This window comes from Actinoplanes utahensis, assembly GCF_016862455.1.
Taxonomy (GTDB): domain Bacteria; phylum Actinomycetota; class Actinomycetes; order Mycobacteriales; family Micromonosporaceae; genus Actinoplanes; species Actinoplanes utahensis.
In genome coordinates, this window is sequence record NZ_BOMZ01000085.1 from 1 (window position 1) to 24,860 (window position 24,860).

20 protein-coding genes and 1 pseudogene are annotated in these 24,860 nt (G+C 72.6%); 12 read left to right on the top strand and 9 right to left on the bottom strand.

Annotation, left to right across the window (positions count from 1 at the left end):
• Nucleotides 1-1,344: 1,344 nt before the first annotated feature.
• From Aut01nite_RS29675 to Aut01nite_RS29690, 4 genes and pseudogenes are all read right to left on the bottom strand, one after another.
• A pseudogene (locus Aut01nite_RS29675) lies at nt 1,345-2,248 on the bottom strand (arginase family protein); the annotation flags it as partial.
• Between the two features lie 17 nt (nt 2,249-2,265).
• The gene (locus Aut01nite_RS29680; protein ID WP_043524771.1) at nt 2,266-3,195 is read right to left on the bottom strand and encodes a tetratricopeptide repeat protein; all 930 of its coding nucleotides are present in this window, start codon (nt 3,193-3,195) and stop codon (nt 2,266-2,268) included.
• A 109-nt stretch (nt 3,196-3,304) separates the two neighbouring features.
• Entirely contained in the window at nt 3,305-4,978 is a 1,674-nt protein-coding gene (gene icmA, locus Aut01nite_RS29685) for a coenzyme B12-dependent isobutyryl-CoA mutase large subunit (protein WP_043524770.1), read from the bottom strand.
• A gap of 31 nt (nt 4,979-5,009) precedes the next feature.
• A complete protein-coding gene (locus Aut01nite_RS29690; RefSeq protein ID WP_161790627.1) occupies nt 5,010-5,183 on the bottom strand; it encodes a hypothetical protein in 174 nt (57 codons plus the stop codon).
• A gap of 206 nt (nt 5,184-5,389) precedes the next feature.
• Between Aut01nite_RS29690 and Aut01nite_RS44445 the strand changes: the two genes are divergently transcribed.
• A complete protein-coding gene (locus Aut01nite_RS44445; RefSeq protein ID WP_268871703.1) occupies nt 5,390-5,524 on the top strand; it encodes a hypothetical protein in 135 nt (44 codons plus the stop codon).
• A gap of 57 nt (nt 5,525-5,581) precedes the next feature.
• Here the strand turns inward: Aut01nite_RS44445 and meaB are convergent, their stop codons facing one another.
• Nucleotides 5,582-6,547, bottom strand: a complete 966-nt coding sequence (gene meaB, locus Aut01nite_RS29695) for a methylmalonyl Co-A mutase-associated GTPase MeaB (RefSeq protein WP_043524769.1) — start codon at nt 6,545-6,547, stop codon at nt 5,582-5,584.
• A complete protein-coding gene (locus tag Aut01nite_RS29700) occupies nt 6,544-7,728 on the bottom strand; it encodes an acetyl-CoA C-acetyltransferase (RefSeq protein ID WP_043524768.1) in 1,185 nt (394 codons plus the stop codon). Before Aut01nite_RS29700 ends, meaB begins: the two co-directional genes overlap by 4 nt.
• Nucleotides 7,729-7,812: 84 nt before the next feature.
• On the opposite strand from Aut01nite_RS29700, the gene mce reads away from it, so the two are divergent.
• The 4 genes from mce (at nt 7,813) to Aut01nite_RS29720 (ending at nt 12,816) form a co-directional block, all read left to right on the top strand.
• Nucleotides 7,813-8,298, top strand: a complete 486-nt coding sequence (gene mce / locus Aut01nite_RS29705; protein WP_043524767.1) for a methylmalonyl-CoA epimerase — start codon at nt 7,813-7,815, stop codon at nt 8,296-8,298.
• Between the two features lie 249 nt (nt 8,299-8,547).
• Complete coding sequence (locus Aut01nite_RS29710) at nt 8,548-9,894, top strand: coiled-coil domain-containing protein (RefSeq protein WP_043524766.1); 1,347 nt, start codon at nt 8,548-8,550, stop codon at nt 9,892-9,894.
• 245 nt (nt 9,895-10,139) lie between these two features.
• The gene (locus Aut01nite_RS29715) at nt 10,140-11,651 is read left to right on the top strand and encodes a hypothetical protein (protein ID WP_043524764.1); all 1,512 of its coding nucleotides are present in this window, start codon (nt 10,140-10,142) and stop codon (nt 11,649-11,651) included.
• 49 nt (nt 11,652-11,700) lie between these two features.
• Nucleotides 11,701-12,816 (top strand): AI-2E family transporter, encoded by a 1,116-nt coding sequence (locus Aut01nite_RS29720; RefSeq protein ID WP_043524763.1) that lies wholly within the window; start codon nt 11,701-11,703, stop codon nt 12,814-12,816.
• A gap of 393 nt (nt 12,817-13,209) precedes the next feature.
• Here the strand turns inward: Aut01nite_RS29720 and Aut01nite_RS29725 are convergent, their stop codons facing one another.
• A complete protein-coding gene (locus Aut01nite_RS29725; RefSeq protein WP_043524761.1) occupies nt 13,210-13,992 on the bottom strand; it encodes an alpha/beta hydrolase in 783 nt (260 codons plus the stop codon).
• A gap of 88 nt (nt 13,993-14,080) precedes the next feature.
• The gene (locus Aut01nite_RS29730) at nt 14,081-14,410 is read right to left on the bottom strand and encodes an Rv1322 family protein (protein WP_043524760.1); all 330 of its coding nucleotides are present in this window, start codon (nt 14,408-14,410) and stop codon (nt 14,081-14,083) included.
• A 54-nt stretch (nt 14,411-14,464) separates the two neighbouring features.
• On the opposite strand from Aut01nite_RS29730, the gene Aut01nite_RS29735 reads away from it, so the two are divergent.
• The 3 genes from Aut01nite_RS29735 to Aut01nite_RS29745 all read left to right on the top strand — a co-directional run bounded on the left by Aut01nite_RS29735 (nt 14,465) and on the right by Aut01nite_RS29745 (nt 18,187).
• Nucleotides 14,465-15,958, top strand: coding sequence for an aldehyde dehydrogenase family protein (locus tag Aut01nite_RS29735; protein WP_043524758.1), 1,494 nt, complete (start codon nt 14,465-14,467; stop codon nt 15,956-15,958).
• Nucleotides 15,959-16,031: 73 nt separating this feature from the next.
• Nucleotides 16,032-16,697: an ABC transporter ATP-binding protein gene (locus Aut01nite_RS29740; RefSeq protein WP_043524757.1), complete on the top strand. Its 666-nt coding sequence runs from the start codon at nt 16,032-16,034 to the stop codon at nt 16,695-16,697.
• The gene (locus tag Aut01nite_RS29745) at nt 16,694-18,187 is read left to right on the top strand and encodes a DUF6297 family protein (RefSeq protein WP_043524756.1); all 1,494 of its coding nucleotides are present in this window, start codon (nt 16,694-16,696) and stop codon (nt 18,185-18,187) included. Before Aut01nite_RS29740 ends, Aut01nite_RS29745 begins: the two co-directional genes overlap by 4 nt.
• Here the strand turns inward: Aut01nite_RS29745 and nucS are convergent.
• Complete coding sequence (gene nucS / locus Aut01nite_RS29750; protein WP_043524805.1) at nt 18,174-18,833, bottom strand: endonuclease NucS; 660 nt, start codon at nt 18,831-18,833, stop codon at nt 18,174-18,176. The genes Aut01nite_RS29745 and nucS overlap by 14 nt on opposite strands.
• Before the next feature lie 71 nt (nt 18,834-18,904).
• On the opposite strand from nucS, the gene Aut01nite_RS29755 reads away from it, so the two are divergent.
• From Aut01nite_RS29755 to Aut01nite_RS29775, 4 genes are read left to right on the top strand one after another with little or no spacing between them, the layout of a single operon-like run.
• Entirely contained in the window at nt 18,905-19,513 is a 609-nt protein-coding gene (locus Aut01nite_RS29755; RefSeq protein WP_043524754.1) for a DUF4126 domain-containing protein, read from the top strand.
• An 8-nt stretch (nt 19,514-19,521) separates the two neighbouring features.
• Nucleotides 19,522-20,871 carry a hypothetical protein gene (locus Aut01nite_RS29760; RefSeq protein ID WP_043524753.1) on the top strand — a complete coding sequence of 450 codons (1,350 nt, stop codon included), beginning with the start codon at nt 19,522-19,524 and terminating at the stop codon, nt 20,869-20,871.
• Nucleotides 20,872-20,908: 37 nt separating this feature from the next.
• The gene (locus Aut01nite_RS29765) at nt 20,909-23,641 is read left to right on the top strand and encodes an FtsK/SpoIIIE domain-containing protein (protein ID WP_043524752.1); all 2,733 of its coding nucleotides are present in this window, start codon (nt 20,909-20,911) and stop codon (nt 23,639-23,641) included.
• Between the two features lie 11 nt (nt 23,642-23,652).
• Nucleotides 23,653-24,408, top strand: a complete 756-nt coding sequence (locus Aut01nite_RS29775) for a hypothetical protein (protein WP_043524751.1) — start codon at nt 23,653-23,655, stop codon at nt 24,406-24,408.
• The last annotated feature ends 452 nt before the right edge of the window (nt 24,409-24,860 follow it).

The window sequence follows — 24,860 nt, forward strand, 5'->3', positions numbered from 1 at the left end:
GAGGCCGCACCCCCAGCGCGGATCCCGGCCCTGTAGCCGCGGATCAGGCGGCGCCCTGCGGGAATCCGCCGAAGGCACCCGGACCGACGGCCGGCGGCACGTATTCACCGGCCTGCGGCGAATCGACGGGTGGCCGGGGGCGCAGCATTCCGGGACGGGTCGCGGGCAGCGGCTCCGAGTCGAGCAGCGGTGCGGAGCCGAGTGGCCGGGTCAGCAACCGGATGTCGGGACGCACCGGTTCCGGTGTCGGCTCAGGCTCGGGCACCGGTTCCGGCTCGGGCGCCGCTTCGAGTTCCGGTTCCGACTCGGGCGCCGCTTCGAGTTCCGGTTCCGACTCGGGCGCCGCTTCGAGTTCCGGCTCCGGCTCGGGCGCCGCTTCGAGTGCTGGTTCCGGTTCGCGTTCGGTTTCCGGTTCGGCAGGGCTCTCGGTGCCGGAGGACTCCCCGGCTTCGGCGTCGACCGGTTCGGATTCCTCGCCGGCAGGGCCTTCGCCGGCCTCGTCGGCGTCGCTGCTGTCCACAGTGTCACTAGGAACGGAAGTATCGGCAGGCTCGCCAGGAACGGCTGTCTCGCCAGGCTCGCCGGTCTCGAAACCATCGTCCGGCCCGGCGGTCCCAAAGGTATCGCCCGGCTCGACAGGCGTGGAAGTGTCGTCGAGCTCGGTAGGCACGGAAGCGTCACCAGGCGCGGTACGCACAGAAGTGCCGTCCGGCTCGGTAGGCACCGAAGTGCCGTCCGGCTCGATAGGCACAGAAGTGCCGTGGAACTCGGCAGGCACAGGACTGTCGTCGGGCCGGGCAGGCCCGAAAGTATCGCCTGGTTCGGCCGGAACGAACGTGTCGTCATGCTCGGCCGGAACGGTGACGTCGGCATGACCGGGGAGGTCAGTGGAGGCCCCGCCGTTCCTGGTCGTGCCGAGAGTCGCGGCCAGGACGAACTCCGCGTCGGGCGACCGCGAAGGCGCATCCGGCGCGGGGCCGGCCGACTGACCGGCAGCGGCCCCCCGCTCAGGGGTGGGCCACCGGTGATCGGTGACGGCCGGCTCACCGGAGACGGACGCCTGATCACGCCGGGCATCCGTCATGTCCGGCGGCCCGTCCGCCACGTCACGCGACCCGTTCACCACGTCACGCGACCTGCTCGCCACGTCACGCGACCTGCTCGCCACGTCACGCGGGCTGCTCGCCACGTCCCGCGGATGTGTCCGGTCGAGCGAGGCCACGGCGGCAGACTGACCGGAAACGGCCGGCTCGTCGGCACCGGACGGCTGCTCCGGGATGACGGCCGGGGTGGTGGCCAGGTCGAGGCGGGCGGCGATCAGGTCCGGGCGGGCGGTCGTGGCACGGACCGGCGACAGGCCGCTCACGATCGCGGAGGTGATCTCGGCCGCGTACCGTCCGTCGGGGTCGTAGTCGGGGTCGAAGACGGTGATCTCGACGCCGAGGCAGTGCGGCGACTCAACCAGGCCGGACAGCAGCAGCTCGAGCTCGGGGAAGGCGATCCCGCCCGGGTCCGGCGCGTCGACGGCCGGCATCACCGCGGGATCGAGCACGTCCACGTCCATGTGCACCCAGTAGCCGGCGCAGTCGACGAGCTGGTCGCGGGCCCACTGTGCGCTGCGGGCGGCGCCCTCGGCGCGCAGCGCCGGAACGGGCCGGGTGACGATGCCGGCCGCCTGGAGGTCCAGGCGGTACTCGTCCTGGGCGCGGATGCCGAGGACGACCACGTCGATGTCCCGAAAGTACGGCCGGCGGGACTCGATCGCCGCCAGGTCGGCCTGGCCGCGGCCGGTCACCAGGGCCAGGTCCTCGCCGGCGGCGGCGCCCACATAGGAGGCGTTGCCGGGATGCCGGAAGTCGGAGTGCCCGTCCACGAAGACCAGCCCGATCCGGCCGCCGACCGCGTCACCGAGGCGGTGCATGGCGATGCCGGAGCCGATCAGGATGGAGCAGTCGCCGCCGAGCACGACCGGGAACTCGCCGCCGTCGATGATGGCGCCGATCCGGTCGGCGAGGGCCCGGGAGTAGGCGGCGATCTCGGCGGCGTGGGCCACACCGTCGCCGGGCCGCCAGTCGCCCGGGTCGTACCGCGGCGGGGTGAGACAGCCCGCGTCACGGGCGCCGAGCCGGGTGAGCAGGCCCTGATCGCGGAGGGCGCCGGGCGCCTTGGCACAGCCCGGCACCGACGTCGCGGTCGGCGGGCGCAGGCCGAGATTGGACGGTGCGTCCAGAACGGCGATGCGGCGCACGACGCCCTCCTTCGTTTTTAGAAGAGTGCGCTGGCCAGTGCGCGTCTGGCGCCGGCGACCGCGGGGTCGTCCGGGCCGGCCACGATGAACAGCGACAGCAGGTGCTTGCGGACGGCCTCCCGCTCGTCGCCGCTGGTCCGCTTGACCAGGGCGACCAACCGTGCGTACGCCTGGTCGGCCTGCCCGCTGAGCACCTCGACGTCGGCGGCGAGCCGCTGGGCCTCGACGTCCGCCGGGTCGGCCGCGGCCTTGGCCAGCGCCTCGGACGGGTCGACGCCGCTGATCCGGCGGTAGAGCTCCACCTGGGCCAGGCCGGACTCGGCTGCCGCGTCGGCGGGCGACTCGGCGAGGATCTTCTTGTAGGCGGCCTCGGCAGCGTCCAGGTCGCCGGTCATCAGGGCGTCGTCGGCGGCGTCGAGCCGCGGGTCCTCGGGGGTGGCCACGCTGACGCCGGCGGCCTTGAGAACGGCGTCGATGTACTGCCGGATCTGGGCCTCGGAGAGAACGCCGGTGAAGCCCTCGACCGGCTGCCCGCCGATCAGCGCGACGACCATCGGGATGCCCTGGACACGGAAGGCCTGAGCGAGCCGGGGGCTGGTGTCCACGTTCAGCTTGCCGAGAACCCAGGCGCCCGCGTACTCCGTGGCGAGGCGCTCCAGCACCGGGGAGAGCTGCTTGCAGGGCTCGCACCAGTCGGCCCAGAAGTCCAGCAGCACCGGAGTGGTCAGTGACCGCTCCATGACGGACTGGAAGTTCTCCTCGGTGACGTCGATGACGGTCTCCGGGGTGACGCCGGGGACGGAGCCCGGAGCAGCGCCGGGAGCACCGCCGGCCGGGGCGGCGGGTCGGCTCGGCGCGGCCGGTTTGGCCGGTGCCGAGGGGCGCAGCGCGCTGAGATCGACCGCGCCGCGGGTGAAGATCGACGGAGTGGTCCGTGGGTCGCTCATGGTTACCTAGTCTCGCACGCTGTCACGCCCGTTCGCGTCGCCACCAGCCCGCCGATATCGGACGTCACAGCGTCCTTCTCCGGCGGGCGGCGGCGGTGGCGGGGACTCCTCAGAAGCGGGGCGGCTCGCGGTAGATCCCCCACTCGGATTTCAGCACACCGCAGATCTCTCCGAGGGTGGCTTCGGCGCGGGCGGCCTCGAGCATCGCGGGGATCATGTTGCCCCCGGTACGCGCGACGGAGATGAGCTGTTCCAGGGCGGCTTTCACCCGTACCCCGTCGCGGTTGGCCTTGCGGTTGATCAGGTCGCGCCGCTGCGTCTCCTCGACCTCGTGGGAGACCCGGAGGATCTCCAGTTCCTTGGCGACGGTGCCGGTGTGGGCGTTGACCCCGACCACCCGCTTGGCGCCTTTCTCGACGGCCTGCTGGTAGGCGAAGGCGGCTTCGGCGATGTTGGCGGTGAACCAGCCGTCCTCGATGCCGCGCAGGATGCCGGCGGTGATGCTGCCGTCGTGGCCGAGCTCACGGATCCGGGTGAAGATCTCCTCGGCCTCGGCCTCGATCCGGTCGGTGAGCGCCTCCACGTACCACGAGCCGCCGAGCGGGTCGGCCACATTGACCACCCCGGTCTCCTCCATGATCACCTGCTGGGTGCGCAGGGCGATCTCGGCGGACTCGTCGGTGGGCAGCGCGAGCGTCTCGTCGAGGGCGTTGGTGTGCAGCGAGTTGGTGCCGCCGAGCACCGCGGCGAGGGCTTCGACGGCGGTCCGGACCACGTTGTTGACCGGCTGCTGGGCGGTCAGCGAGACCCCGGCGGTCTGCGTGTGGAACTTCAGCCACAGTGCTTTCTCGCTGGTGGCGCCGTAGTCGTCGCGCAGGTGCCGGGCCCAGATCCGGCGGGCCGCCCGGAACTTGGCGATCTCCTCGAAGAAGTCCACGTGCGCGTCGAAGAAGAAGCTCAGACCGGGCGCGAAGGTGTTCACGTCGAGGCCGCGGGACAGTCCCAGCTCGACGTACCCGAATCCGTCGGCGAGCGTGTACGCCAGCTCCTGCGCGGCCGTCGAGCCGGCCTCCCGGATGTGGTAGCCGCTGACCGACAGCGGTTTGTACTTGGGGATCTCGGCCGCGCAGTACTCCATCAGGTCGCCGATCAGGCGCAGGTGCGGCTGCGGCTCGAAGAGCCATTCCTTCTGCGCGATGTACTCCTTGAAGATGTCGGTCTGCAGCGTCCCGTCGAGCTTCGACAGGTCGGCGCCCTGACGTTCCGCGGCCACCAGGTACATCACGAAGACCGGGACGGCCGGGCCGGAGATGGTCATGCTGGTGGTGACGTCCTGCAGCGGGATGCCCTCGAACAGCACGTCCATGTCGGCGGCCGAGTCGATCGCCACCCCGCAGTGCCCGACCTCGCCGAGCGCCTCCGGCTCGTCGGAGTCGCGGCCCATCAGGGTCGGCATGTCGAAGGCGACGCTGAGCCCGCCACCACCGGCGGCCAGGATCATCTTGTAGCGCTCGTTGGTCTGGCGGGCGTTGCCGAAGCCGGCGAACTGCCGGATCGTCCAGGTCCGCCCGCGGTATCCGGTGGGGTGGAGACCACGCGTGTACGGGAACTCGCCCGGCCACCCGATCCGCTCGAACCCGGGGTGATCGGCGCCTTCGGGTGGCCCGTAGACCGGGTCGACCGGGGCGCCCGAGAGCGTGGTGAAGTCGGCGTCCCGCTTGCGGGCAGCGTCGTAGCGTCGTTGCCAGCGCTCCCGGCCGGCGTGGATCTCGGCAGCGTCCATCCCGCCATCGTAGTGCAGAACTGAACGATCCCTAAGCCCCCGGAATCGACGGCATCCGGTGGTTCAGGATCCACGCCTGCGGATCTCCCTTCCGCATCAGGAGACGGAACATCAGCGGCATCACGGCGTCCCGGATCGCCGCGCCGACCGGGCCCTGCACCTTGCCGCTGTCGCCGCGCCTGCCGTACGCCGCGACCTTCTCCACCCGGGGACGGCGGCTCTTCTCGTACGACGCCAGCCCGGCCGCGATCTCCCGGTGCCCGCGCAGGCTGTGGCCGAGCGCTCGCCTTCCTGCCCGCCCTCAGCCCGGCCGAGATCCGTGAACTGCTGCAACAGCGCGTCGAGAAGCTGACCGAGCGGGTCGCCGCCATCGAGGCGCAGGCGCCGCCGGGACTGCCCCGGCTCTTCCTGATGGAGGACGAATACCGGGCCGTCGTGCTGCGGGCCGAGATCGACTGGCTCCGCCGGGTCGTCACCGACCTCGGCGACGGCAGCCTGACCTGGGACCGGGCCCTCATCGACGAGACCCTGAGCCGGTTCGGCTGACCACCCCGGCAGCGGGTGGAGTTCAGCCGTCGTACCCGCCCGAACGCGACACCCGGGTCAGCGGCCCAGGGCCGCCAGAAGAGCGGAGGCCGCGGCGTACGGATCGAGCTCTCCCGTGGCGACGCGGGCCGCGAGATCCGGCAGCGCCGTACCCCCGCTGAGGTCGCCCATCCGGGCCCGCAGCGTGCCCAGGGCCAGCGCGGAGATCTCGGTGGCCGCCCGGTGCTCGCGGCGTTCGCGCAGTTTGTCGGTGCCCTCCAGCCAATCGCGGTGTTTGCCGATCGCGGCCACCACGTCGTCCACGCCCTCACCCTTGGCCGCGACCGAACGCACCACCTGCGGGCGCCACTCTCCCGGGCCGCGCTCGCCGAGCGCCAGCATGCCCTGGATGTCGCGGTAGGTGGCGTCGGCCCCGGGGCGGTCCGCCTTGTTGATCACGAAGACGTCGGCGATCTCCAGGACACCGGCCTTGACCGCCTGGATCGCGTCGCCCATCCCGGGCGCGAGCAGCACCAGCGTGGTGTCGGCGAGCGAGGCGATCTCCACCTCGGCCTGGCCGACACCGACCGTCTCGACCAGGATCACGTCGCAGCCGGCGCCCTCCAGCACCCGGACCGCCTGCGGCGTGGCCGCGGACAGCCCGCCGAGCTGCCCCCGGCTGGACATCGACCGGATGTAGACCCCGGAGTCGCCAGAGTGGTCCTGCATGCGGATCCGGTCACCGAGGATCGCCCCGCCGGTGAACGGGCTGGACGGGTCGACGGCCAGCACCCCGACCCGGTCACCCCGCTCGCGCAGGGCACGGACCAGCACGTTGGTGGTGGTGGACTTGCCGACGCCGGGAGCGCCGGTGAGACCGATGACCTGGGCCCGGCCGGCGTGCGGGGCCATCGCGGCGGCCACCTCGGGCAGCGCCGGATCCCCGTTCTCCACCAGGCTGATCAGCCGGGCCACGGACCGCGCGTCACCCTCCCTCGCCTTGGCGACGAGGGAGGGCACGTCACGGCTCCGCCGGCTCGTCACTCGGCGGGAACCTTGATGATCAGCGCGTCGCCCTGGCCGCCACCGCCGCAGAGGGCGGCCGCGCCGAGACCGCCGCCGCGCCGCTTCAGCTCCAGCGCGAGCGTCAGCACCAGCCGGGCGCCGGACATCCCGATCGGGTGGCCGAGCGCGATGGCGCCACCGTTCACGTTGACGATCCCCTCGTCGGCCTTCAGCTCGCGGGTGGACTGGATGACCACCTGGGCGAACGCCTCGTTGATCTCGATCAGGTCGAGATCGTCCACCGTCAGCCCGGCCTTGTCCAGCGCGTGCCTGATCGCGTTGGCCGGCTGGGACTGCAGCGAACTGTCCGGGCCGGCCACGTTGCCGTGCGAGACGATCTCGGCGAGCCAGGTCAGCCCCAGCTCCTCGGCCTTCGCCTTGCTCATCACCACGACGGCGGCCGCGCCGTCGGAGATCGGCGAGGAGCTGGCCGCGGTGATCGTGCCGTCCGGGGTGAAGGCGGGCCGGAGCCCGGCCAGCGACTCGGCGGTGGTCCCGGGGCGCACGCCCTCGTCGCCGTCGATCACCTTGCCCGGCTCACGCCCGCCGGCCGGGACCGCGACGATCTCCTCGGCGAATCGGCCCTCGCGCTGCGCCGCGGCGGCCCGCTGGTGGCTGGCGGCGGCGAAGGCGTCCTGCTGCTCCCGGGTGATGCCCAGCGACACGCCACTGGCCTCGGTGGACTCACCCATCGAGATCCCGGCCCACGGGTCCGTCAGGCCGTCGAACGCGGTGTGGTCACGCACCAGCACGTCCCCGAACTTACGTCCCTGACGCTGGTCGGTCAGCAGATGCGGGGCATTGGTCATCGACTCCATGCCGCCGGCCACCACGATGTCGAACTCGCCGGCCCGGATCAGCTGGTCGGCCAGGGCGATCGCGTCGGCGCCGGACAGGCACACCTTGTTGACGGTGAGAGCCGGGGTGCTCATCGGGATGCCGGCCGCGACCGCCGCCTGCCGGGCCGGGATCTGGCCGCAGCCGGCCTGGAGGACCTGACCCATGATCACGTACTGCACGCGGGCGGGGTCGACGCCGGCCCGGCTCAGCGCGCCGGCGATGGCGTGACCGCCGAGGGCGGTGGCCGGGAGATGTTTGAGGTTGCCCAGCAGGCGCCCCATCGGGGTCCGGGCGCCGCTGACGATGACGGAGCTGGTCACAGTCACGATCCGATCTGCAATGACCGGGCCTGGGGACGCCCGGGGGGCTAGCCTTAACGATGGGTCAGGTCCGAGACTAACCGCATGACTGTCGACACACCGAGCGCGGGACCGGCCGAGAATGTCACATTCCCCGGCGTGCAACGCATCGACCACGTCGGAATCGCCGTCCCCGATCTGGACGAGGCGATCCGGTTCTACGCGGAGAACTTCGGCTTCCACTGTGTCCACCAGGAGATCAACGAGGAACAGGGTGTCCGGGAGGCCATGCTGGCGGTCGGCGACGGGCCACGGCTGCAGTTGCTCGCGCCGGCCCGGCCGGACTCGGCGATCGGGCGGTTCCTCGATCGCAGCGGGCCGGGCCTGCAGCAGCTCGCCTACACGGTGACCGACGTCGAGGCGGCCGCGGACGCGCTGCGGGCCCGCGGCCTGCGCCTGCTCTACGACGAGCCGAAACGTGGCACGGCCGGGTCCCGGATCAACTTCGTGCACCCCAAGGACGCCGGGGGCGTGCTGGTGGAGCTGGTGGAGCCCGCCGGCGGGGTAACCCGGTCGGGTGATTCGACCTGACGTGGCCCCGGTCGCCTGGCAGGATCGGGGCCATTGAGCAGGGCCGAGGACGGCGGTTCGGATCCGCGGATCGACCGGGGCCCCGAGTGGCCAGGTGACAGCGGGCCGACACCGGACCGGCTGCTCAGCCAGGGGTGTCACCCGAACGGTCCGGGGGCGGTCTACGGTCCAGGTCAAAGCTGATCTACGATGCGGTTCGGATGCCCTTCCGCTCTTGCATGTCCGCCCCCTTCTCGCCAGGATGGCGCAATGCCCCAGCAGCAGGATCAGAACCTGGCCTTCTTCGAGACCGCCAACTCGCAGCACGACTTCACCGTCGTTCTCCGCGGTTACGACCGGCACCAGGTCGACGGACACATCGGCCGGCTGCTCGCCGCGCTGAACCAGTCCGAGGCGGCCCGCGGCGAGGCCGAGCAGCGGATGAACGACGCTCAGCGTCGCCTGCGCCAGGCCGAGCAGCGACTCAACGCGCTCGAGCAGAAACTGGCCGACAGCAACAAGCTGCTGGAGGAGAACAACCGGCCGACGCTCTCCGGGCTGGGCACCCGGGTCGAGCAGATCCTGCGGCTGGCCGAGGAACAGGCCAACGATCACCGGAACGAGGCGAAGCGGGAGTCCGAGGGCATTCTCTCCGCGGCCCGTCTCGAGGCCCGGGAGATCACCGACAAGGCGCGGGCCGAGGCCGCCGCGATGAAGGCGACCGCCGAGCGCGAGGCCGGCCAGCTGCGCACGCACGCCGAGCGCGAGGCCGCCGAGAACCGGGTGCAGGCCCGCCGCGAGGCCGACACGCTGCGCTCGGACGCCGACCGCGAGACCAAGCAGCTGCGGACCGTCACCGCGCACGAGGTCGCCGAGCTGAAGTCGACCGTGGAGCGCGAGGTCGCGTCGCTGCGCGCCACCGCCGAGCGCGAGATCACCCAGCTGCGCGCCAAGGCCTCCCGCGAGGCCGAGGAGAAGCGGGCCGAGGCGACCAAGCTGCTCACCGACGCCCGTGACAAGCGCGACAAGGACCTCCAGGCGCTGGCCCTGGAGATCGCCGAGCGCCGGGAGAAGTCCGAGGCCGAGGAGTCGCAGCGGCACGCCGCCCAGGTCGCCGCCACGCAGAAGATGGTGGCCGAGGCCGAGGAGCGGGCCCGCGCCGCCGAGGACCGCGCCAAGGAGATCGACCAGCGCGCCGAGACCCGCCGGATCGAGTCCGAGCGGCACTCCGCCGAGACCGTGGAGAAGGCCCGCGCCCTGGCGGAGAAGACCGTCACCGAGGCCCGCGCCGAGTCGACCCGCCTGCTCAGCGAGGCCCGGCAGGAGGCCGAGCTGACCACCCAGGCGGCCCGCCGCGAGGTCGAGGACCTGACCCGCCAGAAGGACGCCGTCACCAACCAGCTCGGTCAGATGCTCTCCGGCCTCTCCGGCCTGGTGCCCGGCGTCGGTGGCGCGAACCCGGCCGCCGCCGTGGCCGCCGCCGCTGCCCCGGCCCCGGCCAAGCCGGTCGAGGCGCCCGTCCAGCGCGCTCCCGAGGCGGCGGAGCCGCCGGCCGAGGAGACCGGGGAAGCCGCCGAGGCCGGCGACGAGCCGGTGCCCGCCAAGACGAACTCCTGACCGAGGCGCCCGTCTCCTCCGGTTGCGGAGCCGCTGCGATTGCGCAACGGTTGACCGGGCGGTCCGGGCGGTCGTAAACGAAATGAGGGCCGTATCGGAGTTTCTCCGGTACGGCCCGACTCGTTTTCGCGCTTGCCTGGGTTTATCAAGCCGAGGTCAGACAAATCGCAACTAGCCGCATGGTCTCAGTCAAGCCGGTGTGTATCGACACACCACGGGACGATGCGTATGTGAGGATGGAAAGCATGTCGCACGGCGGTGAAATTCTCGGTCTCGGCGGGGAGGCGTCCACCGAACCCAGCTTCGAGACCGCCCTTCGGGGCTACGAGAGGAAGCAGGTCGAGCGATACGTCACCCGGGCGGAGAACGAGATAGCCGCCCTCCTCAACGATCGTGAACAGGCGTATTCGCAGATCCAGGCGATGTCCGCGCAGATCAAGGGGCTGCAGGCGGAGCTCACCCAGGCCCGGAAGAACTCCGGGGTCAGCGGTGAGGTGTCGTTCCGCCACCTGGGCCCCCGGGTCGAGCAGATCCTCGTGCTCGCCGAGGAGCAGGCCGAGGCGATCAAGGCCTCCGCCACCGACGACATCGCGAGCCGCCTCGCCGAGGCCGAGCGGATCCGGGCCGAGGCCGAGGCGCACGCCCACAACGGCATCCGCGACTTCGAGATCGCCCTGGCCGCGCGCCGGGCCGAGGAGGAGAAGGCGGACGCCGCCAAGCGCGCCGCCTCGGACAAGGCGCTGGCCGCCGCCCGCCAGTCCGCCGACCAGATGCGCAATGAGGCCGAAGCGGTGCTGGCCCGCGCCCGCAACGAGGGCAAGCACCTGGTGGAGACCGCCGCTCAGGACGCCGCCCGGGCCCGGGCCGAAGTGGACGGCTACGTCAAGTCCACCCGGATGCAGGCCGAGCAGGAGCTCAAGGCGCTGCGGGAGAAGACGGCCCAGGAGCTCGCGGCGCAGCGTGCCGAGGCCGAGCGGGAGCAGGCCGACCTCAAGGCGTCGGTCGAGCACGAGCTGGCGCTGCGCCGGCACTCGGTGATCGAGGAGCTCGGCCAGATGCGGGCCGGTGTCGAGAAGCAGTGCGCCGACCTGCGCAGCGAGGCCGACAAGTACGCCGAGGAGGTTCTGCGCCGCTCCGACGACCAGGCCACCGCTGTCCGCAAGGAGATCGCCGCCCAGCAGGAGAAGATCGCTCAGGCCGGCCGCGAGCTCGAGGCGGCGAACGCCGAGGTGGCCGAGGCGGAGAAGCGGGTCGCCGCGGCCCGCGAGCAGGCACAGGCCGGGGAGCAGGAGGCCGAGCGGGTCCAGCAGCGTCTCGCCGAGACCTCCCGGCAGCTGGAGGCGGAGCTGAAGCGGGTCGCCGAGGCGAAGCGCTCCGGGGAGGCCGCCGAGCGGCACGCCGCCGATGTCCGCCGCCAGGTGCAGAAAGAGGCGAAGCGGGTGGCGGAGCTGGCCGCCGCAGCGGTTCTGGCGGCCGCTGCCGAGCACGATGAGGACAGCAGCCCGGCGGAGACGGCGGTGCTGTCCGCCCCGGTCGTCGCGTCGGCCTCGCCGGTCGCCGTGGGTGCCGCATCAGTCGCGCCGGGTTCTGCGGCGGCCGCGCCCGCCGTCGCGCCGACGGCCACCTCGACAGCCACCTCGACGGCTGCCGAGAAGCCGGCGGCCGACAAGCCCGCGCCGCCCGCCAAGGTGACCGCCTCGGCGAAAGTGACGGTGCCGGCGCCGCAGCCCAGCCGGGTCTCCGCCGACGCCGAATAACTCCGGGACGACCCCGATGGCGAGGGTGGTTCGGCAGCGATAGCCTCCGATGGTGTCAGCAGCCGAGCCACCCGAGCCGGAGCCGGAGCCCGAGGCGCGGCCAGAGGTCGACGAGAAGCCGTTCGGGGATCCCGGGCCACCGCTGAACAGGCGTAATCCGTTCCTGCTCGGGTTCCTGTTCGGACTCGGCGTGATCGTGGCGTACACCCTGTTCCTCGGTGTTCGCAACGCGACCTCGATCCTGGTCCTGATCTTCATCGCGCTGTTCCTGGCCATCGGGCTGCATCCGGCGGTGGTCCGGCTGCGCGGCTGGGGCCTGCCGCGAGGCGCGGCCGTGGCGATCGTCGCGCTCACCGTGGTTCTCCTGCTCGTCGGCGGACTCGTGGCGCTGATCCCGCCGCTGATCTCGCAGACCACCGAGCTGATCAACAACGCGCCCGACGTGGTGGAGAGCCTCCGCCGCAGCGAGACCGTCAACGAGCTGGTGCAGCGGTACGACATCGCCACCAAGGTGCAGGGCGCGGTGAACGCGGGGACGATCACCAACGCCGTGGGTGGGGTCGTCGGCGGTGCCCGGCTGCTCTTCGGCACGATCTTCAACGTCCTGACCGTGCTGGTCCTGACCATCTACTTCATGGTCGCCTTCGAGCGGATCAAGGCCACCGGCTACCGTCTCGTGCCGTCCTCCCGCCGGGAGCGGGTCACGCTGCTCACCGACGAGATCCTGACGAAGGTCGGGGCGTACATGGTCGGCGCGCTGGCGATCGCGGTGCTGGCGGGGGCGAGCACGTTCGCGCTGGCCCTGATCCTCGGCCTGGCCTATCCGTTCGCCCTGGCGGTGGCGGTCGCGATCTGCGACCTCATTCCGCAGATCGGGGCGACCATCGGCGCGGTCATCGTCAGCCTGGTCGGGCTGGCCTCCTCGATCACCGACGGCCTGGTCTGCATCGTGTTCTTCCTGATCTACCAGCAGATCGAGAACTATCTGATCTATCCGCGGGTGATGCGCCGCTCGGTGCGGGTCAGCGACGTGGCGGCGTTGGTGGCGGCGCTGCTCGGAGTGGCCCTCTTCGGCGTCATCGGGGCCCTGATCGCCATCCCGATGGTGGCCGCCATCCAGCTGATCATGCGCGAGGTGGCACTTCCCAGCCTCGAGGAGCGGTAGCCTCGGAGACCGTCTTCCCGAGGGGCGGACCACTACGGCGGTGCGCACCACCGCCGGTCCGCGGCACTTCCCCGACACCGATTTCCGGTACGGGCCACCCACGGTCCCGTGACTCCCCGCGGCTGCGGCAGGCGTCCCCTCCGGGCCGTCTCCCGGTGCCACTCATGCATGCCCGTCCCGGTCACCCCCGGCTGGTTGTCACGGCTGTCTCAGCTGCGTTGAGACAGCCGTCCGTGTCCTTGCCACGCCCGTGCCGTGCGTGAAAGCCGCCCGCTGGGCGCGGGTGACATAACGCTTTCGATCAAAGCATGAGCTGCGGTGGTGGCGACTTTCGAGCCAGCCGTGACAACCAGCCGGGAACCCGAACCACGTGTGCCGCTGCTTCGGGCGGCTTCAGCTCGCCGGATTGTCGAAAGCGGCGACGGTGCGGTCGGCGTAGGCGCTGGCGTCACCGGTCTCCATCGGACCGTCCCATGTCGTGGGCAGTGGAGTCAGCACATCGGGGGCGACGCGGCGGACGATCTCGTCGAGGACCCGTTCGGCGTCGCCGACCCACAGGTGTTTGGCGCCGTCGACGCCGACGATCTCGGCCTGCGGGATCGCGGCGAAACGCTCACGGGCCTCGGCAGGGCGCAGGTAGTCGTCGAACTCGGGGATCAGAGCGGTCACCGGCTTGCCGCTCTCCGCCCACGCCGCGAGGTGCTCGTCCTTGCTGAACCGCAGGGGCGGGGAGAGCAGGATGGCGCCGGAGACGGCGGGGTCCAGGCCGTACATCAGAGTGAGGTCGGTGCCGAAGGACCAGCCGACCAGCCAGATCGCGGGCAGATCGGCGAACTCGGCGAACTCGATGGCGGCGGCCACGTCGTAGCGCTCGTCGACCGCGTTCGCGAAGGAGCCGCCGCTGGTGCCGCGGACGCTGCTGGTGCCACGGGTGTTGAAGCGCAGCACCGCGATGCCGGCCAGGGCGGGCAGCCGCCACGCCGCCTTGCGGTAGACGTGGCTGTCCATCATTCCGCCGTGGGTGGGCAGCGGGTGCAGGCAGACGAGGGTGGCGACCGGCTCCCGGTCGAGCGGGCGGGCCAGCTCACCGACGAGGGTGACGCCGTCCGCGGTGTGCAGCTCGATGTCCTCCCGGTGCGCCGGGAGGATCGAGTTGGCCCGGATGTGGTTGCTCATAAAAAGAGATGTTTCCATTCCGTCTTACGGGTGGCGGGTGGGGCGGTCGGATGGGGTTTCATTCCGTCATACGGGCGGCCGGATGGCATCACCCATACCGGGGGGCGTTGCGCGAGCGCTCCACGCCGGGCGCGCGGCGGTCGCGGGCCCGCCAGCAGCCGGTGTGCCAGTGGCGGCGGTCGGCGAGGTCGCCGCGGTCGTCGGCGGGCCAGGCCACCACGTGGGCGAGGCCCGGACGGATGGCCTGCATGCAGCCGGGACACAGGTACGTCTTCACCGCCGCCCCGCCGAACACGTTGCGCACCATGTATTCGCCGTCCTGCCACTGCTGCACCCGGTCCTCGGTGATGCCGGGACGGTCGGGGCGCTCGGGGCGGTCGTCTTTACCAGGCCGGGGGCGATTGCGGCGGGGGCTCACGAGGTCAAGCGTACGTAGTGACTCATCGGTAACAATCGCCCTAGACTCGCGGACATGACGGCGACTCACGTTCCCGGCCTGCCCGTGATCGAGGACGGCCAGCTGATATCGACGAACCCCGCTACCGGTGCGGAGGCCGGCCGTGTGCCGGTCGCCGACGAGAAGGCGGTCAACGCGGCTGTCGAGCGGGCCCGCGAGGCCGCCGCCTGGTGGCAGGGCCTCGGTTTCGACGGCCGCAAGACCCGGATGCTGCGCTGGCGCTCCCTGATCGTGCAGCGGATCGAGGAGCTGGCGGCGCTCACCCACTCCGAGACCGGCAAGCCGCTCACCGACGGCCTGATCGAGGCCACCGCCGCCGTGGAGCACCTGGACTGGGCGGCCCGCAACGCCAAGCGGGTCCTCGGCCCGCGCCGGGTCCGCACCCGGCTCCTGGTCGCCGAGCACTCCGGCCACCTGGAGTATCAGCCGTTCGGCGTGGTCGGCGTGATCGGCCCGTGGAACTATCCGATCGTCACGCCGGTCGGCCCGATCAGCGGCGCCCTGGCGGCCGGCAACGCGATCGTCTTCAAGCCGAGCGAGTACACCCCGGTCGTCGGGCAGTGGCTGGCCGACACCTTCGCCGAGGTGGTGCCGGAGCATCCGGTGCTGCAGGTGGTGCACGGGTTCGGCGATGTCGGCGGGGCGCTGTGCCGGTCCGGGGTGGGCAAGGTCGCCTTCACCGGCTCGACCGCCACCGCCAAGAAGGTGATGGCCGCCTGCGCGGAGAACCTGGTGCCGGTGGTGCTGGAAGCCGGCGGCAAGGACGCGCTGATCGTCGACGACGACGCCGATGTGAACCTGGCGGCCGAGGCCGCGGTGTGGGGCGCGATGACCAACGCCGGGCAGACCTGCATCGGCATCGAGCGGGTCTACGCGGTCGAGCCGGTCTACGACCGGTTCGTCGAGGCGGTGGTGGCGAAGGCCGGCAAGCTGCGCACCGGCGAGGAGATCGGCCCGATCACCATGCCGAAGCAGCTCGACATCATCCGCGACCACATCGAGGACGCGCTGGCCAAGGGCGGCCGGGCGGTGCTCGGCGGCGCGGACGCGGTGCGGGCGCCGTACGTCGCCCCGACGGTGCTGGTGGACGTGCCGGCGGACTCGTCGGAGATCCGTGAGGAGACGTTCGGGCCGACGCTGACGATCACCCGGGTGCGGGACGCGGACGAGGCGGTGGAGAAGGCCAACGACACCGCGTACGGCCTGGGCGGTTCGGTCTTCGGCAAGCGCAACGCGATCCGCATCGCCCGCCGCCTGCGCTCGGGCATGGTGGCCGTGAACGGCACGCTCACCTTCGTCGGCATGGGCAACCTGCCGTTCGGCGGCGTCGGCGAGTCCGGTTTCGGCCGCATCCACGGCGCGGACGGGTTGCGCGAGTTCGCCCGGGCCAAGGCGATCACGGTACGCCGCGGCCCGTCGCTGCTGCCCGCGATGACCTTCGAGCGCACTCCCGCCCAGGTCAAGCAGATCGTCAAGGCCCTGCGCCTGCTCTACGGCCGCAAGCCCTGAACCCTGGCCGCGGATGTGGTCCGGCCGTATTCGCGCCCGGACCACATCCGCCGGTTTCGCATAGGGTGGACGCGTGGTCGATCATCCCGCGGTCCAGGTCAACGGCGTTCAGGTGAGTTACGGCTCGACGCCGGTGCTGGTGGATGCGGGGCTGGTCGTCCCGGCCGGCGCCGGCGTCTGTGTGACCGGGGACAACGGGGTCGGCAAGTCCACTCTGCTGCGCTGTGTGAGCGGTCTGCAGCAACCGGACGCCGGGACGATCCGGGTGTTCGGCGCCGAGCCGGGTGGCGCCCCGGAGTTCTGGCGTGCGGTCGCGACCACCGTCGAGCCGCCCACCTGGTACCCGGGACTGACCGCCCGGGAGCACGCCGAGCTGGTGTGCCGGGCGCACGGCCAGGATCCGGAGGACGCCGGGGTCGACGAGGCCCTGGCGCGGTTCGGGCTGGCCGGGCATGCCGACGCGATCCCGCCGTCGCTGTCGTCCGGGCAGAAGCAGCGGCTCACCCTGGCCCTGGCGCTGTTGCGTCCGAGTTCGCTGCTGATCCTGGACGAGCCGGAGCAGCGCCTCGACCCGGACGGCCGGGCGATGGTCGCCGAGATGCTCGCCGGCTATCTGTCCACCGGTGGTTCGCTGTTGCTGGCCAGCCACGACGACAAGTTCGCGGTGGCCTCGGGCGCGGAGCTGGTGACGATGGAGCGGCTCAGCCGTCCGGCGCCCGCCGAGCCGGAGGAGTCGTGACCGGCGCCGTCGTCGAGCTGCGGCCGGTCCGTCAGTGGATCCGGCGGGCACAGGCCGCGCACCGGGATCGTCGCGAGTCGTTCGGCACGGCGTACACGACCGTCTTCTGTGTGGCGGTCCTCGCCGCCATGTTCCAGGGGCCCCTGGTGGCCGTGTTCCGCCCGCTCGCGCCGCGTCTCAGCGGTTCCGGCGCGCTGGCCGCCGGCGCGGTCTGCACCGGTCTGCTGCTGCTCGCGCTGCGCCGCCTCGGCCCGGTCACGGTCAGCCGCCCGGCCGCGTACTTCCTGCTCACCGCCCCGGTCAGCCGCCGCCGTCTGCTGGCTCCGGCGATGCGCACGGCGGCCGCCGGCGCGGCGCTGACCGGCGGTCTCGCCGCTCTCGGGATCCTGGGCAACGCCGTGACGACCGGGTCGTACCTCCTGGCCGGGACGGGCGCGCTGCTCGGCGTACTCCTCACGCTCCTGGCCTCGGCGGCCCAGGCCCGACCGCGGCTCGCCGCACTCACCGACACCGCCGCCCGTCTCGCGCTCGCCGTCGGCCTCGCCGTGCTGGTCGCCGAGGCGACCGGCTGGCCGCCGCCGCTGCCCGGCGGGGAGATCGCGACGTCCGCGGTGGTCACCCTGACCGGCGCCCTCGCGGTCCTCGCCACGATCGCTCTCCTGCTGGGGGTACGCGACCTCGCGCGCACCTCGAACGAGAAGATCCTGGAGTCGGCCAAGGCCACCGGAACCCTGGCCGACTCGGTCTACGGCATGGAGCCGTCGTTCCTCGCCGACATGGTGGAACGCCGCTACTGGGCACACCGCCGGCTCCGCTCGGCCCGCCTGCCGCGCCGCCTGCCCCCGCTGACCGGCCAGGACGTCCTGCTCGCCCGGCGCCGGCCGGCCCGTCTGGCCTGGACGGCGGCGTCCACCACGTGGCCGCTGCTGCTGAGCTCCGCGCCGCGCTGGGCGCTGGTGATCGTCCTGCTGGCCGGGAGCACCCTGGCCGCCCGCGCCACCACCGGGACGGTGAAGACCGATGCCGGCAATCCGGTCCTGCTGCGGACGCTCGGGCTCAGCTCACGCCAGGTCGTCCAGCAGCGTTTCTGGGTGCCGGCGGTCCTGGCGACGGTCTGGGCCACGACGGCGCTGACGCTGCTGCAGCTGGCCGGCGCGCTCCCACCCGGGCAGTGGTGGCCGCTGGGCCTGGCGCTCGGGCCGGTCGGCGCGGTGGCCGCGATCCGCGCGGCCCGCACCGGTTTCGTCCGCAACGACCTGCTGCCGTTCGAGACCCCGATGGGCACGCTGCCCACCGGGGCGCTGGTCTACGCCTTCGCCGGCGTCGACCTGATGATCCTGCTCCTGCCGATGGTGGTCGGGCTGGCCCAGGGGGTGACGCTGACCTGGACGACAGCCGTCTTCCAGATCGTGATCGCGCTGACCGGTGTCCGCCTCTATCTCGCCGTCAGCACCGGCACGGACCGGGTGGAGCTGGCTAGAAGAGGGTGAGCTCGTCCTTCTTCATGCCGCGGAGCTTGTCGTAGTCGACGACGACGCAGCGGATGCCGCGGTCGGTGGCCAGCACGCGGGCCTGCGGTTTGATCTCCTGGGCGGCGAAGACGCCGACGACCGGGGCGAGCAGCGGGTCACGGTTCATCAGTTCGAGGTAGCGGGTGAGCTGCTCGACACCGTCGATCTCGCCGCGGCGCTTGACCTCGACCGCGACCGAGCCGCCGTCGGCGTCCTTGAGCAGCAGGTCGACCGGGCCGATCGCGGTCATGAACTCGCGGCGGACCAGGGTGAAGCCCTCACCGAACGTCTCGGGGTGCTTGGCGAGCAGTTCCTGCAGGTGCGCCTCGACGCCGTCCTTCTGCAGGCCGGGGTCGACGCCCAGTTCGTACGAATAGTCCTGGAAGACCTCCTCCAGGGTGATCCGCAACTCCTCGCCGGCCTTGTTGACCACCTTCCAGACGCCCGGGGCCTCCTGCAGCTTGCAGGGCGGGCTCATCCAGTTGAGCGGCTTGTAGGCACGGTCGTCGGCATGGATCGACACCGACCCGTCGGCCTTGACCATCAGCAGCCGCACCGCCGGAGGCAGGTGGGCGGAGAGGCGGCCGACATAGTCCACGGAGCACTTCGCGATGACCAGACGCACCCAGCGACGGTACCTGACGTCCGACTGTCGTCCGCCGGGCGGCACGAGCATGGCGGTGCCATGCTGAGATCGTGCTCGAAGCATTGACCGGTACCGGTCTGGCCGCCTCCGCCGGACTGAACGCCTACATCCCCCTGCTGACCATGGGGCTCCTCGCCCGTTACACCGACGCCATCGATCTGCCCTCCTCCTCGACCTGGTTGTCGAACGGGTGGACCCTCTCGATCCTCGGCCTGCTGCTGGTCATCGAGATGGTGGCGGACAAGGTGCCGGTGGTCGATCACGTCAACGACATGGTGCAGACGTTCGTCCGGCCGACCGCGGGCGGGCTGGCGTTCGGGACCGGGTCGGCGTCCGAGACGGTGACCGTGGCCGACCCGGGCGCGTTCTTCACCTCGAACCAGTGGGTTCCGATCGCCGCGGGCGTGGTCATCGCGCTCGTCGTCCACGGCGTGAAATCCGCGTCCCGCCCGGTGGTCAACGTGTCGACCGCCGGGTTCGGCGCGCCGGTCGCCAGCACCGCCGAGGACATCGGCAGTGTGGTGATGTCGGTGCTGGCCATCGTGCTGCCGGTGCTGGTGCTGATCGGCCTCGGGGTGATGGTGTGGGCGGCGGTCTGGGTGGTCCGGCGACGGCGGCGCCGGAGGCGGGCTGTGGAGACCCGTCACCTGTTTGGTTGACTGCTCGGATGCCCGCGATCGCCGTACCCGCCTTCGCCCTCAGCTGGTGGCTCGCCTGCTATCTGATCGGCCGGGATCCACGGCGTGCCTCGCTGCGGTGGCCGGCGCTGGCCCTGATGTCGTACGCGCTCGGCGTCGCCGCCTGGACCGTCGCCCCCGCCTCGGCCCCCGCCGAGATCCTGCTCTGCGTCCCGGCTCTGTGCTGGGCCGGCGCGGTGGTGGCGCTGCTGCCGCTGACCCCGGCCGAACGACGGCCGATCGACCGGGGCGCGCTGACCCTGGGCGCCCTGTTCCTGATCATGGTGGTCCTGTTGCCGCAGTTCGGCCGTCTGGTGGCGCTGACGCCGCTGGCCGGCGCGCTGGTCCTGATGTGGCGGTCGCGCGCGCAGGTGGCACCGCGGTCCCTGCCCACCGCTCTCACCGTGATGGCGGTGCTCTACACCGCCGGCCTGGCGCTGCTGCTGGCGCCGGTCGGCGGGACCGCGCCGGCGGTCGCCGCGATCGGCCTGGACCTGCTGGTCGTCGGCTACCTGATGGCGGTGGCGCACGCCTCCGAGTCCGGGGAGCGGCTGCGGCCGGATCTGCGGCGGTCGCTGGCCGGCGGGGTCACCGCGCTGGTGCTGCTCGGCGTTCCGGTGGCGGTCACGATGACGCTGGCCGGCGAGCACGACGGGGTGGCGGTCACCCAGTTCGTGGTCCTGGCGGTGGGCGCCACCGTGGCCGGGACCGGCAACCAGTTGCGCCGCCTGCTGGACCGGCTGGCCCTGCCCGACGACGCGCCGCTGCGGGCCGACCGGTCCGCGCTGTTCCTGAACGCGGACGCGCTGCTGCGGCGGCGCGAGCACCGGCGGCTGGACAGCATCGGGGAGCCGGAGTTCCTGCGGCTGACCCGGCGGGCGCTCAACGACTTCGGCGACCTGAACCGGCTGTCGCGCAGCCCGCTCACCGATCTGCCGGCGGTCGAGCAGCGGCTGGCCGGGCGGGAGGACCAGCCGCGGGCGCGGGCCCGGGAGCTGCGGGCGGTGCTGCGCGAGTGCGTGTCCCGGCTGCGCCCGGCCGGGCCGTTCGGGACCACCGACGAGTGGCGGTACTACAACGTTCTCCAGTTCTGCTGCGTGCTGGGGCTGAACCCGTACGCGCGGCGGCCGAGGACCGACGGCATGAGCCGGGAGGCGCGGCTGGCGGTCGACTGGTTCCGCCGCTACGTCCCGGAGGACGTGACCAAGCAGTGGCAGCGGGAGGCGGCCATGGTCGTGGCGGAGCGGCTGTGGACCGAGCTGCGCGGCAGGCATCGGGCGCTCCCCGCGCCGGTGGTTCGTACCGACACGCTGCGTAAAACCACATCAAAACGGATTTAGTGGCTAATATCCCCGAGCATGGACGCCGGGGTAACGCGTGGGTAGCCACCGCAACGCGCTGGTCGCCGCGATCCGGCAGGAGCTCGCCGAGGCACGGGGCACCGCCCGCGCGGTGCTCGCCGCCGCCGAGTCGGCCCGCGGTGAAGCACAGAACCGCCGGCGGCTGGTGCGCGACGCCTACGCGACGTGCCTGAACCAACTGGCCGCCGCCCGTGACTCGGCCCGCCAGGACATTCAGAAGCGGTACCACGGCGAGGCCGCCCGGCTCGCCGGCCACCTGCGCGGGCTGGCCACGGTCAGCGCCTCCGGGGCGGCCGGGGCCCCGTGGCGGCTGTGGGCGCCCAGCGAGCCGGAACCCGGCCACGCGCCCGGGCTGGTCCGGATCGGCACCATCGGCTTCGGCGGCAGCACCCCGCTGCCCGGCCTGATCCCGCTGCTCGACGTCGCCCACCTGCACCTGACCGGACCCGCCGCCACCCTCGACGAGCTGATCAGCGGCGTGCTGCTGCGGACCCTGGGCAGCACCCGGCCCGGCGAGGTGGAACTGACCGTCTACGACCCGGAACGGCTGGGCGAGACGCTCGGGGCGTTCGCGCCGCTCGGCACCCGGTTCGTCCCGCCCGGCGGGTTCGGGGAGCTGATCGGCGAGCTGGCCGAGTACGACCGCCCCGCCGAGGACCTGTGGCGGGTCGTCGTCCTACTCGCCGACGAGGCCACCACGCTGGGGATGACCCGGGCGCAGCGGGCCCAGCTCGACCGGATCACCCGCAGCGGGGTGAGCCGCGGCGTGCACCTGGTGGTCCGCGGGCTGGAGCTGCCCGACCACCCGACGGTGGAGCGGCTGACCGTCCGCGAGCGGGTCGCGGTCTGCTCGTCGCTGGGCACCCTCAGCATCCAGCTGGACCCGCCGCCGGCCACCGAGCAGATCACCGCGTTCTGCCGGGACGTCGCACTCCGGCTGCGGCAGGGCCCGCCGCCGGCCCGGCTCGCCGACCTGGAACCGGAACGGCAGTGGGCCGAGTCCGCCCGGTACGGCCTGATCGCCCCGATCGGCGACAGCACCGACGGCAACCTGGTCGAGGTCCCGCTCGGCGACGAGCCCGGACACGCCCTGATCAGCGGTCCGCCCGGCTCCGGCAAGACCAACCTGCTCTACACCTGGCTGGCCACCCTGACCACCCGGTACGGCCCCGGCGAACTGGCCCTCTACCTGCTCGACTTCAAGGACGGCGAGTCGTTCGCCCGGTACGCGCCGGGCCCCCGCGACCCGAGCTGGCTCCCGCAGGTCCGGCTGGCCGGCATCGGCGTCAAGGACGACCGGGAGTTCGGCCTGGCCGTGCTGCGACACCTCGGCGAAGAACTGCGCACCCGGGCGGCGGGCCGGCACGACCCCGGCGAACGGCCCCGGATCGTCGCCGTCCTCGACGAGTTCCAGGTGCTGCTGGACGGCCGGGACACGATCGCCGACGAGGCGTTCACCCTGCTCGAGGACCTGGCCCGGCGCGGCTGCGAACACGGCGTGCACCTGATCCTGGTCACCGGGGATCAGGCCGGGATCCAGACGCTGCAGGGCCGGCCGGCGCTGATCGGCCGGTTCACCCTGCGGATCGCCCTCCCCAACGCCCGCCGGGTGCTGGCCGGCGACAACCTGGCCGCCTCGGTCATCCCCCGCCACCACGCGGTCGTCAACGCCGAGTCGGGACTGTCCGGCGCCAACCGGATCGTTCGCCTGCCGGACGCCGGGGACCGCACCGCCTGGGGCGCCACCCAACGCCGGCTCTGGCGGGCCCGGCCGATCGGCTGCGAGGAGCCGCGGGTCTTCGACGGGAGCGCGGTGCCGCGGCTGCCGTCGGCGTACCGGCCGTCGGGCCGGGTGCCGTCCACCGACGCCCCGGTCGGCTCGTCGCCGGGCGCGGTCCTCGGCGAGCGGATCGACGTGTCGGCCCAGCCGGCCCGGCTGCGACTGGGCCGGATGCCGGGCCGCAACCTGGCGGTCATCGGCGGCCGAACCGAAAGCGCCCCCGCCGACAGCACCCGAGCCGGCAACGGCCGAGCAGACAGCACCCGCGTCGGTAACGGCCGAGCAGACAGCACCCGAGCCGGCAACGGCCGAGCAGACACCGCCCGCTCCGGCAACGGCCGGCCCGGAAGCGGCCGGCCCGGAAGCGGCCATCCTGACGGGCGCCCCGGTGACGGCCCACCCGGTGACGGCCGGCCCGGTGACGGCCGCTCCGGGAGTGACCGCGCCGACGAGGCCTGTGACGTGCTGGCCGCGGCCGCTCTCTCGCTGGCCGCGCAGGGCCCGGCGCACTTCAGCATCATCTGCCTGGAGCCGTCCGCCGAACGCGCCGCCGCCCGCCTGGTCGCCGAGCTCCCGGCCGCCGACTGGTACGACGCCTCCGACGTCCACTTCGAGCCGCCCGCGTCGACGATCCCCCACTACCTGATCGGTTACGGACTCGACGCGGCAGGCCCGCGGCACCGCCCGGCCCTGCGCGCGCTGCTCACCGACGGCCCCGAACGGCGCGTCCACGTGCTCGGCTGGTGGCGGTCGGTGTCCCGGCTGCGCGACGACCTGGCCGGCGTCCTCGACCCGATCGGCGCCTGGGTCGCCCTGGACGTGCACGGTTCCGAACTGTCGCCGCTCTATCCCCAGCCGGGCGGCCCACTCTGGCGCCCCCGGCCGCGCCGCGCCCTCTTCTTCGACCGCTCGGTGCACCGCACACCCGAGGTGATCATCCCCTACGAGGTGAACAGTGACCACACGTGAGAGGCCAACCGATGACCATGCGTGACCGCCAGCCGCTCGGCCGCGACTACCAGCTCATGGTGAGCGCCCTCGCCGACGTGACCCGCCGCCGCGATGCCGAACTCGAGAACGCCGAACAGGCCTACCATGACAGCGCCGCCCGCGCCGCCGGCGAACTGGCCCGCGCGGAGAGCGACGCCCTCGCCGCCGACCGCTGGGCCGGGGCCGCCGCCGCCCAGGTCCTGGACGTCGACCGAGAGGCCGCCCGCCTGTGGGAACAGCTGCGCCGCGCTCGTGGCCTGCGGGTCCGCGCGCTCGGCGAGCTGCCCGAACCGGCTTCCGTCGAAGCCATGCCCCGGGTCGCCCTGCAACGCCGCCCGGAACCCGGCGAGGACGTCGTCGCCCCCGGCCGTCAGTCCCCGCGGGTGCTGCTGTCCCGCGCCGCCGACCGGATCGACGTCACCGTCCACCCCGCCGGCAACGGGCGGCTCCCCCGGTGGGCTCTCCCGCTACTACCCCTGATCGGCGCGCTGACCGCCGCGCTGACCGGCCTGGTCGCGGCCGGCCTCGTCACGGTCGGTGACACCGCGCCGTGGGGCGGGAGCCTTCTGCGCGGCCTCGGCTGGCTCACCTTCGTCGTCGCGCCGTCCGCGGGCGTCCCGGTCGCCGGCTATCTCACCCACGCCCGGCTGCACGCCCGCATGGAGATCGGCGGCATCGGCCTGACCCTGCTCGGCGGCATGCTCGCCGCCACCGCCCTCTCCCTGACCTTCGCCGCCACCCGCTGATCACTTCCGGCCGCCTACCAGCCCAACCCCAACGTCAATCCCGCACGCTCCGCGGGGCTTCCGCCCAACGAGCCGCACCCACACGCTCCGCGAGACTTCTACGCAGACCACCCGGACCCGCACGCTCCGCGAGACTTCCGCGCATACCGGCCGGACCCACGCGCTCCGCGAGGCTTCTGCGCATACCGGCCGGGCCCACACGCTCCGCGGGGCTTCTGCGCAGACCTTTCGCTGGTACGGGCCACGCGACGTCCCGTACCCCGCGGTGGCTGCGGCAGGCGTTCCCTGACGACCGTCCCCCGGTGCCACCCATGCATGTCCCGCACGGTCACCCCCGGCTGGTTGTCACGGCTGTCTCAGCGCGGTCGAGACAGCCGTGACAACCAGCCGGACAGGACTCACGCACCGCCGGCACCCGCGCATGCAACGGCCACGTCACGCCACCCAGGGTC